The sequence below is a fragment of the Tepidanaerobacter syntrophicus genome (genome assembly GCF_001485475.2).
Taxonomy (GTDB): Bacteria; Bacillota; Thermosediminibacteria; order Thermosediminibacterales; family Tepidanaerobacteraceae; genus Tepidanaerobacter; species Tepidanaerobacter syntrophicus.
Genome location: NZ_DF977002.1, coordinates 120,776 through 137,226, shown reverse-complemented (window position 1 = coordinate 137,226; position 16,451 = coordinate 120,776). Strand labels below are relative to the sequence as shown.

The following is a 16,451-nucleotide window of genomic DNA, read 5'->3' as shown; positions in this document are numbered from 1 at the left end:
ATGGGGGTAAATTGTATGGGTGATTTAAAACTTTTTAGCATCAAAAACGGAGTAAAAGAGCTTGTAGGTACTTCGGTAGCTATCGAAAAGTCTATTCAAACTTTAATTGAGAATAATATGGAAGCATTTTTTGGCATAACCTTTTTAGCTTCAGAATATTCTACAGGGAAAACTCATGGTGGGCGCATTGACTCTTTGGGCATTGATGAGAACTATTGCCCAGTAATATTAGAATATAAGAGGGCTTTAAATGAGAATGTAATAAATCAAGGTTTATATTATCTTGATTGGCTAATGGACCATAAGGCAGAGTTTAAATTACTTGTTATGGAGAAACTAGGGAAAGATATTGCCGATAAGATAGAATGGTCTATGCCGAGACTTTTATGTGTTGCAGGTGACTTTACAAAGTTTGATGAATATGCTGTAAAGCAAATTAATAGGAATATAGAACTTATCAGATATAAAAAATATGTGGATGATTTAATTTTATTTGAACTGGTTAATGTTACTACAGCTTCACAAACAGCAAACATTTCCGATGATGGCATAACCAAATCGAACGTATATAAAACTGTTACAGAGAATCTTCAACAAGCCGATGAGGAACTGCAGGACATGTATTATTCAGTTAGGGATTTTATATTAAGCCTTGGAGACGACATACAGGAAAAGGTTTTAAAATATTACATTGCCTTTAAAAAGATACGAAATTTTGCTTGCGTGGAAATTTATCCAAAGAATAGAACAGTACTTATGTATTTAAATATAAACCCTGACGAAGTGGAACTAAAAGAAGGTTTTACCAGAGATGTAAGAAATATTGGTCATTATGGTACCGGGAATTTGGAAGTTAGGATAAATAATAGGGATGATTTTGAAAAGGCTAAAGAACTTATAGCAAAAAGCTATGATGAAAATTAGTTTATTTGAGGTGAGTTAATTGGCTAAAACTCCTGCAGAGCTTTTGGAAAAAGGTTTTGAGGAATATATCCAGGAGCATCTTTTAAATTCGGGTTATGTTAAGGGCGATCCTGCCGACTACAATAGGGAGTTTGCAGTTGATGCTAAGATTCTTTTTGAGTTTTTAGAGGACACTCAACCTAAGAAGATGGAAAAATTAAGGGAAATCTATAAAGATCAGTACAGATTTAAGATACTGAGCAGATTAAACCGAGAGCTTAACAATCGGGGTATGATCGATGTGTTAAGGCATGGAATTAAGGACTATGGCATATATTTGGACCTTGCTTATTTTAAGCCTGCCAGTAAATTAAACGAGGAAATGGTAAGACTCTACAAAAAGAATCGCATATCTGTTACAAGGCAGGTGCGCTATAGCACAAAAAGCGAAAATAGCATTGATATGCTCATCTGTGTCAATGGTCTTCCTGCTGTGGTGCTGGAACTTAAAAATCCTTTTACTGGTCAGACTTATGAAGATGCCATAATGCAGTATAAGCAGGACAGAAATCCTAATGAGCTGCTTTTTCAGTTTAAAAAAAGAGCCATAGTATTTTTTGCGGCAGATACCTCGGAAGTTTATATGACGACAAGGCTTGCAGGAGATAAGACCTTCTTTTTACCTTTTAATAAAGGAAAAGATGGAGGCAGAGGCAATCCGGAAAATCCTAATGGGTTTAAAACAGCTTATCTTTGGGAGGAGATACTCCAAAAGGATAGCTTAATGGATATACTAAAGAGGTTTGTATTCATTGAAACTGAAGAGAAAAAAGACATAGATGGAAAAACTTATATTTCAGAAAAAGTCATATTTCCAAGATATCATCAATTAGATGTAGTAAGAAAGCTAGAAGCTGATGTAAGAGAAAAGAGAGCAGGAACGAACTATCTTGTGCAGCACAGTGCAGGATCAGGAAAGACTAACTCTATTTCTTGGCTTGCACATCGCCTTGCTAATTTACATGATAATGAAGATAACTCGGTTTTTGATTCGGTAATCGTTATTACAGACAGAAGAGTTTTAGATAGGCAGCTGCAGGAAAGCATTTATCAGCTTGAACATAAACACGGAGTTGTTCAAAAAATAGATAAGGACTCTGGCCAGCTGGCTGAGGCCCTAAAAAGCGGTGCGAGGATTATTATTTCTACACTGCAAAAATTTCCTTTTATAATTGAAAAAGTGGGAGAACTGGAAAACCGCAAATATGCTGTTATTATAGATGAGGCTCATTCAAGCAGTACAGGAGAAAATATGGCTTCTTTACAAGAAGTGCTGTCGGCAAGCAGTCTTGAAGAAGCAGCAAGACTGGACGAAGAACTAGAGGGCAAAGGATACGATCCTGAAGAAGAAATCTTAAATACAATAAAGAAGAGAGGAAGGCAGCCCAATATTAGCTTTTTTGCATTTACTGCAACCCCCAAAGCTAAAACACTGGAAATGTTTGGAACTATAGGTGAAGACGGTTTGCCTCACCCCTTCCATTTGTATTCAATGAGACAGGCTATTGAAGAGGGATTTATCTTAGATGTGCTTCGAAACTATGTAACTTATGAAACCTATTTTAAATTGGCAAAAAAGATAGAAGACGACCCTGCTTTTGACAAAGCTAAAGCAACGAAGGCTCTTACAAGGTATGTAAGCCTTCATCCCCACAATATTGCCCAAAAAACTGAAATAATGGTGGAGCATTTCAGAAATGTGACCAGTCATAAAATAGGGGGAAGAGCGAAGGCTATGGTTGTAACAAGTTCCAGGCTTCATGCAGTGCGCTACAAACATGCCTTCGATGAATACATCAAAAAGATGGGCTATAAAGGGCTAAAAACATTAGTAGCATTTTCGGGGATAGTAAGGGACGAAGGCATAGAATATACGGAAAGCGATATGAACGGCTTTAAAGAATCAGAGCTTCCGGACCGCTTTGCAACTGATGAGTATCAAGTGCTTTTGGTTGCGGAAAAATACCAAACAGGTTTTGACCAGCCGCTTCTGCATACAATGTATGTGGATAAAAAGCTATCAGGAGTAAAAGCTGTTCAGACTCTATCTAGGCTAAACAGAACCTGTCAAGGGAAAGAAGATACTTTTGTACTTGACTTTGTAAATAAGGCAGAAGATATTCAGGAATCCTTTAAGCCTTATTATGAGGCTACTATTGTGGAAGAAGTGACAGAGCCGAATTTGCTCTATGATATTCAGACGATGCTTGATGCCTGCGGAGTGTATATTAAGGAAGAACTGGATAAGTTTGCTTATATATATTTTAAACCTAAGGAAAAAAAGAATTCAAAAGACAGAGCTGTATTAAACAGCCTTATAGATACGGCGGTAGAAAGATTTAAAAAGTTAGACGAAGAACATAAGGAGGATTTTAGCAGCCAAGCAGCAAAGTATATAAGACTTTATTCTTTTATCCTTCAGATAACACCCTTCGAGGATATAGAGCTGCATAAGCTGTATGTGTATTTAACATATCTGCTAAAAAAGCTGCCTAAGGAAAAGGGTTCTGCTATTCATCTGGCAGATGAAATTGCTATGGAATATTATACGGCTAAAAAGACATTCGAAGGAAGTATCTCGCTTGGAGAAAATTATGAAAATGTGCCGGTTTCTCCGCCAAGATATGGAGGAGGAATGGTGCGCGAAAGCGAAGAAGAATACTTGTCAAGCATTATTGAGCGTCTTAATGAACGCTTTGGCACTGACTTTACAAAAGCAGATCAGTTATCTGTAGAGCAGATTAAAGAAGAGTTTGCAGCAGATAAAGACTTAGTCCTGAAAGCTAAGACAAACACCATCGATGATTTTAGACTTGCCTTTGAAAAAGTCTTTATAAATAAGGTAGTTGACAGAATGGACCAGAACCGAACATTTTTCACTCGCGTCTTAGATGATGAACAGTTTAGGAATGCCCTTATGGAATATATGCTGACCGAGACCTATGAGAAGCTTAATAGAGGCGCATAGGTGCTTTGGATGTAGTCCGAGCACGCCAAGAAGTTTGTCTTCTAAGTGCAATCGCGGGCAAAGTTTAATATAAATGCTATAACTAAAACGTTTGCAAATGCCGTGCAATTGATGTACAATGGTATAATAAGCGGTTAGGGGCGGTGGGTAAATGATTAAAAAGAGGCATTCATTGAAATTATTTTTCATATTTCTTTCGTGGATAGGTGTTGGAATATCGCCTTGGGCTTTATATGTTCAGCATCTAAATGAAAATACATTTGAAAGGCGATTTGCCCCTGCATATTTAACTATTCATACGTCTTTTTGGCTTTGCACGGGATATTTTCTTGCGAAATTATACTTTTCTGCGTACAAAGATGAGCTGACGGGACTTTGGAATAGAAGATATTTGAATGAAATATTACATGATCTTACGAGAGATTTAAAAGATCAGAGAGCTGATAAAATTTTATCACTTGCAATCCTGGATATAGATAATTTCAAATCTATAAATGACAGATATGGTCATCTTTTTGGTGATGAAGTATTGAAAGAAATAGCACAAATATTACAGGACAACCTTCGAAGAACCGATATTATTGCAAGATGGGGCGGGGAGGAATTTGTAATAGTTATGCCGGATACTAATTCAACCGGAGCAAAAGCAGTTTTCGAACGCATAAGAAGCATCATAGAGGAGTATGATTTCGGCTGTAAAATTACCATCTCAGGCGGAATCGCCTCTGCTCAGGAGCTTGTTCAGGCTGCAGATTTGATAAATATGGCAGATAAGGCTCTTTATAAGGCAAAACTCATTAAAAATCTTATAACACTGCATCAAGAATAGATTTAGTTTTTGTTCATTTCTTTTGCTATATAATAATCCAATATATCTTCAAACGAAATAATTCCAACAACCTCATCATTGTCTTCTACCACAGGCAAAGCAATAATATTGTAATCCCTGAGCCGCTTTGCTACATCTAAAATTTCCTCGTCTGCATGAGCTTTTATGACATTTTTTGTCATGACCCACTCTACCGGGCAACTTTTATAGTGGCCTCGATCCATCAAAAAACGGTATATATCTGCTTTTACAATCATTCCAACTAAATGGTTGTCATCGTCTACAATGGGAGTGCCATTCACCTTCTCCTTATTCATTATTTCGAGCGCTTTTTCTACAGTCTCCTTAGGTTTTAAAACTATGACGGGAGACTTCATTATTTCTCTGATTTTCATGCTATCACCCTTTCTTGAGTAATACAGCCGCCTTTCTACCTTTAATATACCATCTTTTGACAGTAATATCGACAGCATAAAAAGAAATAATATGTTAAAATAATTTTACTGGTTAAGGGTAATATATATAGAATATTGTTTAATATGAAATATAATAGTAATTAGCAAAAGGATATATAAGAAGGGGTGGTTAAGATGTTCGACGAAATTAGTGCAGCATTATCATTTTATAAAGAAGAAACAAATGCGGCGAAGCTTTATGGATACCTTTCAAAAGTTGAAAAAGACGAAGAGATGAGGAAAAACTTTTACGAACTTTGCCAAATTGAAACAGCCCACGCAAATTTTTGGCGAAAATTTCTTGAAAAAAGAGGTCATACACCTTCCGGCGGTAGCAGCTCTTTTGCTCTAACTTGGTCAAAGATAATTCGCGCAATACTAGGTCCCAAACTCTATTTATCTATTTTAGAAATGACTGAGTCTTTGAGCACAGAAACTTATTATAAATTCTTACAGTTTGCAGAAATGTCCGAAGATGAAAGAAAGGTTCTTAAAAAAATAATTGAAGATGAATTAGACCATGAAAGCCTCTTTGAAAATCAACAAAGCGCACTTCCTGTTGGCAATATTAGAGATTTTATCATGGGAATGAACGATGGCCTGGTAGAGCTTTTAGGAGCCGTGACAGGTTTGTCGGCTGTATATCCGAATAATCCATTGTTTGTGGGAATAAACGGTTTAGTAGTAGGCCTTGCAGGGGCGCTTTCAATGGCCATAGGCAGTTTCATTTCTGTGCGCTCCCAGCGCCAGGTAAATGAAGGTGTAAAAAAGAAACTGGAATTGTTGTTTGGTGTTTCAAAAGATAGGGCTAAAAAAGAGTTAATAGATAAACTTACGGAATCCGGCTTGCCTGAAGATGTAGGAAAAGAAGTAGCTGACAAAATAGGTGAAAATCATGAATCGATGGTAAGCCTTCTCGTGGAAGAATCCAACGAAAACGAGATAAAATCAGCAATATTTACAGGAATTGCATATATCATAGGTGTCGGTTTTCCCGTAATTCCTTACTTTATAATGGGTTCATCATTTGCCGCTTTAGGACTCTCTGCTCTCCTGGCAGCTTTGGCTTTGGCTAGTGTGGCTACTATTGTATCCGTTACAGCGGGAAATCCTAACATAAAGGGCAAAATAGCGGAGATGGTAATAACAGGTTTGGGGGCTGCTGCAATTTCCTATGTCTTTGGTCTTTTGGTTCAAAATGTATTTGGAATCAGCGCATAAATAAAATCACATCAAACAAAAAAATTTCATAAGGGCTGTTGCCAAACTTTTATTTACAGATTCACATAATTAAAAGCCATACATGTAAGTAATAAAAACTTTTTACATGCATGGCTTTTAATTTTCTGCGGGGCTTTATGTATGATCATATAGCGGCCCCGGTATTCCTTTGCAAATTTGCAACCTAATCGGAGCAAATCTCAAGACTTTTAGCCTTGACACCGGGTATAGCATTTAACTCGTTTTCTAGAGCCTTGCGTTCCTCCTCGCTGCCGCCAAGCTGCAGCAAAACCAAGCCATCATCTGCGCAGACATTATCAGTTTCGTGCAGGCCAAGCCGCACTTTGATAATACACCCGTGCTTTGTGAGTGCTTGTTGCACTTGAACTGCATTTTCTACACGATGATTGATTAATACAGCCATTAAATGGTAACAGCTCATATAAATCCCTCCTGGTGATTTTATTTTTATTTAGCTTGTCTTAAAAACTCAAGTATTTCACTGCCGTGTTCGGCAGGCGTAACCTTTGGGTATACTTTTATTATCTTACCTTCTTCGTCTATGATGAAAGTAGAGCGTATAATTCCCACTGAAGTTTTTCCGTATGCTTTCTTTTCTCCCCACGCTCCATAAGCCTCTGCAACTTTATGATCTTCATCGCTTAAAAGATAAAAAGGCAGATTTTGTTTTGCTTTAAATTTCTGATGAGAGTCTGGGCTGTCAGGACTAATTCCTATTACTACAGCGCCTTCTTCAAGAATGTAATCATAAACATCCCTGAAACTGCATGCTTCCTTGGTGCAGCCCGGAGTATTATCCTTTGGATAAAAATACAAAACTACCTTTTTGCCTCGAAAATCTGATAGTCGGACTTCTTGCCCGCTAGCTTCTTTTAAGACGAAATCAGGAGCAATGTCACCTTCCTTTAGCATAAAAACGCCTCCCATTATTTTTTTAAATCAAAAGTTCTATTTGTAAATACTTGCCCTACATAAATATATTATCATGCTTTTGAATAATCCGTCAATAATAATTATTATTAAATAAGATTCAAGGCCAATATCCGAACATTTCGTGTAAAAATAAAAATTTTATATGGATTTTTTTTAATAAGTAGTGCATTTTTTAGTTTTACTGGTATAATATCTTATGGAGCAAATTTAATGTACTCCATACAGAAAAGAAAGGATGTTGTCCCATGGATAAAATTTCTCTTCCTACAAATACAGGCGTAGCGGCAATAGGTATTAAAACAGGTCTTATTTTCCCCAATGATGACATTACCGAAATCGCAGCAGATACGGTAAAGCCATTTGTAGAAAATGATGACATTATATGTGTAACGGAGGCGGTAGTTGCCCGCTCACAAAACCGCTATATTTCTTGCAGTGAGCTTGCTGAAGATATTCAAAAAAAATTAAACCTGCAGCCAAAAAGTACACTGGCAGTTATCAGCCCGATTGCAAGCAGAAACAGATTTGCATTGATAATGAAAGCGATGGCTATGGCTACTCGCGGCGGAAAGGTCATTGTTCAGTTTTCGATGCCGTTTGATGAAGTGGGTAATCAGGTAATGGATGAGGAATTTGCAACTACAAGAGTTCGACTAAAAAAGGTTCTAAAAAGCCTTAGAGAAGCTAGAGAAAATACACCACAGCTAAACGTGCTGATACGCGAAATTATAGCGGCGTTAAAACTACAAGAGCTTGGTTATAATATTATAAGCATCAGAAAAATCACAGGGACAGGCATCGCAGATTTGACAGTAAAAACTCCCGAAGGCAAGCTTGGCGTTGCCGAAGTAACATTTGCTAATTTACAAAAAGCCAAAGATAAAGTTATTGAAATCAAAAAAGATGTAGAAGGCGCAGAAATAGCCTTGGCAATAGGAGTTGATCTAGGACACCATAAGGTGATCGTAGCAAATGCCGAAAGCGCTGAAGAACCAAAAATTTACGATTACAGCTCTCAGCTTGAAAGCTACCACGATCCGGATGTAGTCTATATCGATGAACTGGGCAGCATTAAGTTTTCTCACCCCATTACAGGCATGGACTACAGAGATTTGTATTTAGAAATGATAAAAGAAGGTAATGCAGAAGGAGAAGTACTTTTCACAAATAACCCGCTTAAAGTTTATGACCGCGGATATATTAACGGCGTATGTATCTCGGCGGTTCATGAGCGCGACAAGCTAAAAGAACTTTTTGCATCCTTCGGCGCAATGGTTCCGGTTATAACGCTTAAAGACATGGGGCCGGGTCCGTGGGGTGTAATCGGTTCTAATGTATCGGATTTCGAAAAAGGCGTGCTTAAACTTTTGCCCGGCGATGCAGATGGAACAGCTGATGCTATTAAGACGAAAATTAAAGAAACTAGTGGAAAAGACGTAGAGGTTTTGATTTTTGGAGACGGAGCATATAAGGATCCGGATACAGGAATATTCGAGATGGCAGACCCTCGTCCTGCGATAGGAGTAAGCAAAGGACTTAAAAGTGCAGCTCTTAGGACCGGCACAAAACTTAAACTGCAATTGGATACACTATATAATAAAGGATACACTAAAGAGCAAATCGAAGACATACTTAAGAATAAAACGGATAAAGTAACAGGAGAAAGCCTTGGAACAACTCCGCGAAATGTAACAAGCATTATTGGTACATTAGCCGATCTTGTGGCAGGTTCTGCAGATGCAGGAACGCCTATTGTTCTTGTGAGAGGCTTTCAATATGCAAAACCGAATAAGTAAAGTTAATTAGAGCACTATAAAGAACGTGGCTTATGTAATATAATCCGCGTTCTTTATATTTATAAGCAACATTTTTAAAATACCATTTATAAATTTTATAAAAGAATCTTGACCACTTTTTAACAGTCTGTTATACTTAAGCAGAACAGCTGTTATATCCTATAAAATCTTGAAAATACTATAATAAGTAGACTGTACTAGCGTTTATGGTTAAATGTATTATAACACATCGTAAAACATAGTTCTTTATTACAACAGTTCCAGATTTATCAAAATAATTGCCCTAAATGTTAAAATCTAGTCTATAATAAATATAAATGATATTTGGTTGAAGGGAGGATTTTTTATGTCAAAGAAAGTGCTGGAAATACGCTGGCACGGAAGAGGCGGCCAGGGAGCCAAGACTGCAGCGCTTATGCTTGCAGAAACTATAGCTCAAATGGGCAAATATGTTCAAGGCTTTCCTGAATACGGTCCCGAGCGAATGGGAGCTCCAATTCTTGCATTTAACAGAATAAGTGATGAACCCATTCACATTCATTCAAATGTAATTAACCCGGACATTGTTATTGTGCTGGATGCTACATTGCTTAGCGAAAAAATCACTGAAGGAGTACCAGAAGACGGTATTTACATTGTAAATACCACAAAAACTCCTCAAGAAGTCAGAAAAAAACTTAATCTAAAAGGCGGGAAAATATTCACTGTCGATGCAAATCAAATTTCGCTGGAGACTATTGGCAGAGTTATTCCAAATACGCCTTTAATGGGAGCTTTTATAAAAGCGACCGGCTTTATGCCTTATGAAGAATTTATCGAAAATGTAAAGAGAGAACTGGAAAAGAAATTTAGAACAAAGCCCGAAGTCATAGATGGCAACATAAAAGCTATCGAAAGAGCCTACCGGGAGGTGAAGGGCGAATGACAGCTCCTAGAGAATTTATAAACCCCAAGATGAATTGGAAACAACTTACAAAAGCCGGTAATATATATGAACCCGGCAATAGTGTACTTTATGAAACAGGTGATTGGCGCACCAACAGGCCTATTATTGACAGAGAAAAATGCATTAACTGCCTTATATGCTGGCGCTACTGCCCGGATGCTTCTATAATACCTGATGAAGGCAAGTTTGGTTCTTTTGATTATAAGCACTGCAAAGGCTGCGGTATTTGTGCAAGTGTGTGCCCTACCCATGCAATAAGCATGATTTCTGAAGACGAAATAGAAAAAGAGGAGGAGGCGAAGGAAAATGGAAAATAAAGTTGCCTTAACCGGAAATGAGGCTGTTGCTGAAGCGATGAGACAAATTAACCCAGATGTAGTCGCGGCTTATCCGATAACTCCTTCCACTGAAGTTGTTCAAATGTTTTCCTCTTTTGTAGCCAATGGCAAAGTTGATAGCGATTTTGTCACAGTTGAAAGCGAACATAGTGCAATGAGCGCTACAATGGGCGCATCAGCAGCAGGCGCAAGAGCGATGACATGCACTTCGAGCCAGGGCTTGGCTTATATGTTTGAAGTAGTTTATATAGCAGCTTCTATGAGATTACCCATCGTTTTTGCTGTAGCTAACCGTACATTAAGCGCTCCCATAAATATCCACTGCGATCACAGTGATGCTATGGGAATCAAGCAATCCGGTGTTATACAGCTATTTTCTGAAAATGCTCAGGAAGCATATGACAACATGATACAGGCAGTTCGCATTGCTGAGCATCCTGATGTACATTTGCCGGTCAGCGTCAACTATGATGGTTTTATAACAAGCCATGCTCTTGATATACTTGAGATACTCGATGATGAAACAGTTAAGAATTTTGTTGGAGTATATAAACCGGAAGAATACCTACTAAATGTAAAAGAACCAATATCGATGGGCAATTTTGATATGTATGATTACTATTTTGAGCATAAATACCAACAAGTGGCGGCAATGGAAGCTGCTAAAAGAGTAATTGAGGAAATCGGTAAAGAATATGAAAAAATTTCCGGCAGAAAATACGGTTTAATAGATGCTTACAAGCTCGATGACGCTGACATGGCAGTCGTTGTAATGAATTCTGCTGCCGGCAGCGCAAAAGGAGTTTGCGACGAGCTTCGGGCAAAAGGGATGAAAGTCGGCGTGCTAAAACCTAGAGCATTTAGACCGTTCCCTCATGAAGCAATTGCCGATGCACTAAAGGGTGTAAAGGCTGTTGCGGTTCTAGATAGGGCAGAAACATTCTCGACCCTTGGAGGTCCGATGTTTGGCGATGTAAGGAATTCACTGTATGATTTAAAAAATGATATAAAAGTCGTAAACTATGTATATGGTCTTGGCGGAAGAGATTTAAGGCTTGAGGATGTAGAAAAGGTTTACAATGATCTTGCTGATATAATAAAGACAGGGAAAGCCGACAATTTTGTAAGATATTTAGGACTTAGGGAATAGGGAGGTGCGAAAATGGCTACATTAAAGGAACTTTCTAAAACAAAGGAAAGATTTGTTGGCGGACACAGGCTTTGCGCCGGCTGCGGCCATGGCATATCAGTGCGCATGATTTTAAATGCCCTCGGTGATGATGAAAATGTGGTAGTCGGTTGCGCTACCGGCTGCCTTGAAGTTGCTACTACTATATATCCATATACATCGTGGAACTGTTCTTTCATCCACAATGCTTTTGAAAATACCGGTGCTACTTTAAGTGGCGTAGAAGCTGCATACAAATCTCTTAAAAAGCAAGGCAAAATAAATGATGACTTTAAATTTGTAGCGTTTGGCGGTGACGGAGGAACTTATGATATAGGTCTGCAGTCGCTTTCAGGCGCGATGGAACGGGGCCATAATCTTGTATATGTTTGCCTTGACAACGAGGCCTATATGAATACAGGGATTCAGCGCTCCAGCGCAACACCAATGGGTGCTGATACTACTACAAGCCCTGCAGGAAAAGTTATTCCGGGCAAACAACAGCCTCGCAAAGACCTTACAGCTATAATGGCAGACCACAAGATACCCTACGTTGCACAAACTGCAGTAAGTAATTGGCAAGACGTGCACAAAAAGGCAACAAAAGCCTTTGAGACTGAGGGGCCGGCTTTTATAAATATGTTATCGCCATGTCCTAGAGGCTGGAGATATGATACTCCAAATATTGTCGAGATTGCTAAAAAAGCAGTTGAAACGCGCTTTTGGCCATTGTTTGAGGTGGAAAACGGCAAATGGAAGTTAAATTATAAGCCAAAAAGATATGTACCTATTGAGGAATTTTTAAAGCCTCAGGGAAGATTTAGACATTTATTTGCTCCGGGCAATGAGGACTTAATAAAGCGCATTCAGGAAGAAGTAGATAAAGAATGGCTTGCACTTTTGGAGCGTTGCGGCGAAGAACCAGAACTTCCGCCACGCTAATTTGTAGAGCTATTTTATAAATTTCTAGACCCCCTTAACCAAAATCCCGTATTCCGACATTTGCTTTTATCGGTATACGGGATTCAAATATTCAAGGAAAAGATCTCTATTTTTTCAACCATGATGGATCACCTTTAATATTCCATGTAACCTGATTTATACAGATAATCCAACATATAATCTTCTAGTACATCTAATACAACTTCCTGTTCTTTTTCCTCTTCGTTGATTAATAAGGCAGAGTTATCATTGTATAACATCGCGGGATCCCTCCTATTTGAATAATTGTATACAAGTATTACTGTATATTTTTATTATAACTTTTTGTTTTAAAAAGTCAATAAGTTTTTTAATAAAAAAATAATTGCCCGATATTATTTTATATTTAGCCAAAACTATTAAATTGTTGACATATAAAAAAACCTGCTATATACTATATATGAATAGTAATTATTACTAATACGGAGGTGTTTTTCAATGGCAGTATATAAATGCAGTGCTTGTGGGTATGAGAAAGAGAGCCGTTGTAAGCCTAGAAAATGTCCGGAATGCGAAGCCAAAGATACATTTGTTAAGGTAGAAGCACCTCAAAAGGAAGATAAATGAGGGATTAGATGGAAAGGAAAAGATTTGTTCGTAAAACAAAACAGAGAGACTTAATTCTAAAGGTTCTAAAAAGCACTGATACTCATCCTACAGCAGACTGGATTTATGAACAAGTAAAGAAAGAGATGCCAAATATAAGTTTAGGCACTGTTTATAGAAACTTGAGCATCCTTAAGGAAGCAGGAGAAATTCTGGAATTAAACTGCGGCAGCAAATTTAGCCGTTTTGACGGCAATCCGGAAAATCATTATCACTTTGTCTGTACCCAGTGCGGAAAAGTATCTGATGTTAAAGGATGCCCGGTGAATAAAGAACTAGATTCAGAGGTTTCTAAAAAAAATAATGTCCAGGTTTTTTTTCACAGAACTGAGTTTTATGGACTCTGTTCAGAGTGCAAAGAAAAACTTAAGCAATAGGAGTGCTGACGTGACGATCTTAAAAGATCGTCTTTTTATTTCTTAATTTTAATATGAAGAGATGTTGTTTTGTTTTAATATAGAAATATTTCATCGGATAAATAGACACCTTAATCAATTTATATTAATATAATATGGCGTAAAAAAGTGAAAGAAGTAATTTTGGTTATAAAAAATTAGCTTCTTTAACCTGGAGAGGAAATAAAGAAGGTGTTAAAATCCATAGTTGTAGTATAATATAAATATGCATACTACTACATATAGTAGCAAATTCTGAATTGTTTATTTTGGTATTGTATTATTATACTTTTACGAATTTAATCAATATTATATATTATACTATACTTTTCCAATTAAGCACAGAAATCTAATAAACCAAAAAAAGGGATGATTGAATGAAAAAAGGGAAGATAAATTTGACAGAAAATGCGAGAGTAGTTTTAGAAAAGCGATATCTCATAAAAGATGAAAACGGCAAAGTTATTGAAACTCCTGAAGAGCTAATGGAAAGAGTAGCCCGGGCGGTAGCTAAAGCAGAGTCTAAATATCCTGGCGCAGACCCTGATAAGTGGGCGGAAAAATTTTATGATATAATGGCGGAACTTAAATTTTTGCCAAACTCGCCTACCTTAATGAATGCCGGAAGAGAGTTGGGGCAGCTTTCGGCTTGTTTTGTTTTGCCGGTGGAAGACTCAATGGAAGGAATTTTTGATTCCATTAAATATGCCGCCCTTATTCATAAAAGCGGCGGGGGAACAGGATTTAGCTTTTCGCGCCTGCGCCCTAAAGGAGCCACAGTAAAGTCTACAGGGGGTGTAGCATCAGGGCCTATTTCCTTTATGAAGGTTTTCAATGCGGCAACAGAAGCTGTAAAGCAAGGCGGAACAAGGAGGGGTGCCAACATGGGCATACTTCGCGTAGATCACCCTGATATTTTGGACTTCATCCGCTGCAAGGAAGACGATAAAGAAATTACTAACTTTAACATAAGTGTAGCTATAACGGATAAGTTTATGGAAGCACTAAAAAATGATGAAACTTATGATTTGGTCGATCCTCACACAAAAAAAGTTGCAGGCAAGCTTAAAGCAAGAGAAGTGTTTGACTTAATAGTGGATATGGCTTGGAAGAATGGCGAGCCCGGTATTATATTTATTGACAGAATAAACAAATACAATCCCACACCGGAAGTCGGGGAAATTGAAAGCACCAATCCTTGCGGGGAGCAGCCCCTTTTGCCTTTTGAAAGCTGCAATTTGGGCTCGATAAATCTAGTTAAATTTGTGAAAAAATCAGGCGAAAAAATCGAAATTGATTATGAGGACTTAAAGGATACAGTTCATAAAGCAGTGAGATTTTTAGATGATGTGATTGATGTAAACGTCTATCCTCTAAAAGAAATTGAAGAGATGACTCTTTCTAATAGAAAAATCGGCCTTGGAGTTATGGGATTTGCTGATATGCTCATAGCCTTAGGCATCCCTTATAATTCGGATGAGGCTCTAAAGATTGCCGAAGAGATAATGAGCTTTATTGACAAAGAATCCAAAAACGCATCCTGCGAGCTTGCTAAGGAGCGGGGGGTGTTTCCTAACTGGGAAAAGAGTATTTACAAGGAAAAGGGCATAAAATTAAGGAATGCCACAACGACCACAATAGCTCCAACAGGGACAATAAGTATAATAGCAGGAGTTTCCAGCGGCATAGAGCCTGTATTTGCCTTAGCCTTTGAGAGACACGTATTAGATAATCAAAGATTAGTAGAAATCCATCCGATGCTGGAGCAAGTTCTAAAAGAGCGTGGGCTTTACAGTGAGGAATTAATGGAAAAAATCTTAGAACGAGGCACGCTGCAAGGCATAGAGGAAGTCCCTGAAGATATAAAGAGAGTTTTTGTTACAGCTCATGATATTTCGCCTGAGTGGCATGTAAAAATGCAGGCGGCATTTCAAAAATACACTGATAATGCTGTGTCAAAAACCGTAAACTTTCCACAGAATGCAACGCGTGAAGATGTTAAAAAGGTGTATTTACTAGCTTATGAATTAGGCTGCAAGGGTGTTACAATCTATAGAGATAGAAGCAGGGAAGAACAAGTTCTAAATAAAGGCGCAAAGATTGAAAAGAAAGTTAAGGAAGAAACGACTGAAAGCCAAGAAGAGGCAAATATGGATGATAAAATAAAGCCCAGGCCAAGGCCCAATGTTACTTATGGCAGCACGGAAAAAGTAAAAATAGGTTGCGGAAACCTTTATATAACAGTAAATTCAGATGAAAACGGAATATGTGAGGTATTTACAAATTTAGGCAGGGCAGGAGGATGCCCGTCCCAATCAGAAGCTACTAGCCGTCTGATATCCTTGGCTCTCAGGGCAGGGATAGATGTAAAAGCTATAGTTGAACAGCTAAAGGGCATTCGCTGTCACTCCACACTGCGACAAATGGCAACAAATAAAGATATAAAAGTGCTGTCATGTCCTGATGCTATCGGCCGCGCTCTTGAAAGAAGCATGGGAAAGACTATAGTAGTAAATGGCAACAGCGATGTAAGCGAAGCCGATATTAAACGCTATGTGGATATCAATAATGAGGAGTTAGAAAAGGCTAATAAGAAAAAACCGAATCCCGGCAAAAATAATTCAAATGGAGCCTTATGTCCGGAATGCGGCCACGAGTTAGAGCACGAAGGCGGATGTGTAGTCTGCCGCAGCTGCGGTTATTCAAAATGCAGTTAAAGAGGGAAAATATCTCCCTCTTTTCTTTTTTATCTTCACAAGCAAAATACATCGCTTAGATCTTTAGAAAGCAGGTTTTTACTATCCCGTTTGCTATTTCCTTATAGTCCTTTC

At 38.0% G+C, this 16,451-nt stretch carries 16 protein-coding genes; 12 read left to right on the top strand and 4 right to left on the bottom strand.

Annotated features, from left to right (window positions below; translation table 11 throughout):
* The first annotated feature begins 15 nt into the window (after positions 1-15).
* From TSYNT_RS08145 to TSYNT_RS08135, 3 genes are all read left to right on the top strand, one after another.
* Positions 16-924, top strand: coding sequence for a DUF5655 domain-containing protein (locus TSYNT_RS08145; RefSeq protein WP_059033010.1), 909 nt, complete (start codon positions 16-18; stop codon positions 922-924).
* Between the two features lie 19 nt (positions 925-943).
* Positions 944-3,931 (top strand): type I restriction endonuclease subunit R, encoded by a 2,988-nt coding sequence (locus tag TSYNT_RS08140; RefSeq protein ID WP_059033009.1) that lies wholly within the window; start codon positions 944-946, stop codon positions 3,929-3,931.
* A 151-nt stretch (positions 3,932-4,082) separates the two neighbouring features.
* Positions 4,083-4,760, top strand: coding sequence for a GGDEF domain-containing protein (locus TSYNT_RS08135; RefSeq protein ID WP_059033008.1), 678 nt, complete (start codon positions 4,083-4,085; stop codon positions 4,758-4,760).
* Between the two features lie 2 nt (positions 4,761-4,762).
* Here the strand turns inward: TSYNT_RS08135 and TSYNT_RS08130 are convergent, their stop codons facing one another.
* The gene (locus TSYNT_RS08130) at positions 4,763-5,155 is read right to left on the bottom strand and encodes a CBS domain-containing protein (RefSeq protein WP_059033007.1); all 393 of its coding nucleotides are present in this window, start codon (positions 5,153-5,155) and stop codon (positions 4,763-4,765) included.
* A gap of 195 nt (positions 5,156-5,350) precedes the next feature.
* On the opposite strand from TSYNT_RS08130, the gene TSYNT_RS08125 reads away from it, so the two are divergent.
* The gene (locus TSYNT_RS08125) at positions 5,351-6,436 is read left to right on the top strand and encodes a VIT1/CCC1 transporter family protein (RefSeq protein ID WP_059033006.1); all 1,086 of its coding nucleotides are present in this window, start codon (positions 5,351-5,353) and stop codon (positions 6,434-6,436) included.
* A gap of 184 nt (positions 6,437-6,620) precedes the next feature.
* Here the strand turns inward: TSYNT_RS08125 and TSYNT_RS08120 are convergent, their stop codons facing one another.
* Positions 6,621-6,878: a CPF_0552 family protein gene (locus TSYNT_RS08120; RefSeq protein WP_059033005.1), complete on the bottom strand. Its 258-nt coding sequence runs from the start codon at positions 6,876-6,878 to the stop codon at positions 6,621-6,623.
* Between the two features lie 26 nt (positions 6,879-6,904).
* Positions 6,905-7,369 (bottom strand): thioredoxin-dependent thiol peroxidase, encoded by a 465-nt coding sequence (gene bcp, locus TSYNT_RS08115; protein ID WP_059033004.1) that lies wholly within the window; start codon positions 7,367-7,369, stop codon positions 6,905-6,907.
* A gap of 266 nt (positions 7,370-7,635) precedes the next feature.
* Here bcp and TSYNT_RS08110 point away from each other — a divergent pair, with 266 nt between their 5' ends.
* From TSYNT_RS08110 to TSYNT_RS08090, 5 genes are all read left to right on the top strand, one after another.
* On the top strand, positions 7,636-9,186 hold the full coding sequence (locus TSYNT_RS08110; protein WP_059033003.1) for a coenzyme F420-0:L-glutamate ligase: 1,551 nt from the start codon (positions 7,636-7,638) through the stop codon (positions 9,184-9,186).
* A gap of 346 nt (positions 9,187-9,532) precedes the next feature.
* A complete protein-coding gene (locus TSYNT_RS08105; RefSeq protein WP_059033002.1) occupies positions 9,533-10,111 on the top strand; it encodes a 2-oxoacid:acceptor oxidoreductase family protein in 579 nt (192 codons plus the stop codon).
* Positions 10,108-10,449: a 4Fe-4S binding protein gene (locus tag TSYNT_RS08100; RefSeq protein WP_059033001.1), complete on the top strand. Its 342-nt coding sequence runs from the start codon at positions 10,108-10,110 to the stop codon at positions 10,447-10,449. Before TSYNT_RS08105 ends, TSYNT_RS08100 begins: the two co-directional genes overlap by 4 nt.
* Entirely contained in the window at positions 10,439-11,620 is a 1,182-nt protein-coding gene (gene porA, locus TSYNT_RS08095; protein WP_059033000.1) for a pyruvate ferredoxin oxidoreductase, read from the top strand. The genes TSYNT_RS08100 and porA overlap by 11 nt, the downstream gene beginning before the upstream one ends.
* A 12-nt stretch (positions 11,621-11,632) precedes the next feature.
* Positions 11,633-12,580, top strand: a complete 948-nt coding sequence (locus TSYNT_RS08090; protein WP_059032999.1) for a thiamine pyrophosphate-dependent enzyme — start codon at positions 11,633-11,635, stop codon at positions 12,578-12,580.
* A gap of 134 nt (positions 12,581-12,714) precedes the next feature.
* On the opposite strand, the gene TSYNT_RS12045 is transcribed toward TSYNT_RS08090, so the two are convergent.
* Entirely contained in the window at positions 12,715-12,840 is a 126-nt protein-coding gene (locus tag TSYNT_RS12045; RefSeq protein WP_272947403.1) for a hypothetical protein, read from the bottom strand.
* 217 nt (positions 12,841-13,057) lie between these two features.
* Between TSYNT_RS12045 and TSYNT_RS08085 the strand changes: the two genes are divergently transcribed.
* The 3 genes from TSYNT_RS08085 to TSYNT_RS08075 all read left to right on the top strand — a co-directional run bounded on the left by TSYNT_RS08085 (position 13,058) and on the right by TSYNT_RS08075 (position 16,337).
* Entirely contained in the window at positions 13,058-13,186 is a 129-nt protein-coding gene (locus tag TSYNT_RS08085) for an RCKP-type rubredoxin-like domain-containing protein (protein ID WP_059032998.1), read from the top strand.
* Positions 13,187-13,194: 8 nt separating this feature from the next.
* A complete protein-coding gene (locus tag TSYNT_RS08080; protein WP_059032997.1) occupies positions 13,195-13,602 on the top strand; it encodes a Fur family transcriptional regulator in 408 nt (135 codons plus the stop codon).
* Between the two features lie 410 nt (positions 13,603-14,012).
* Positions 14,013-16,337 (top strand): vitamin B12-dependent ribonucleotide reductase, encoded by a 2,325-nt coding sequence (locus TSYNT_RS08075; protein WP_059033236.1) that lies wholly within the window; start codon positions 14,013-14,015, stop codon positions 16,335-16,337.
* Positions 16,338-16,451 lie beyond the last annotated feature (114 nt).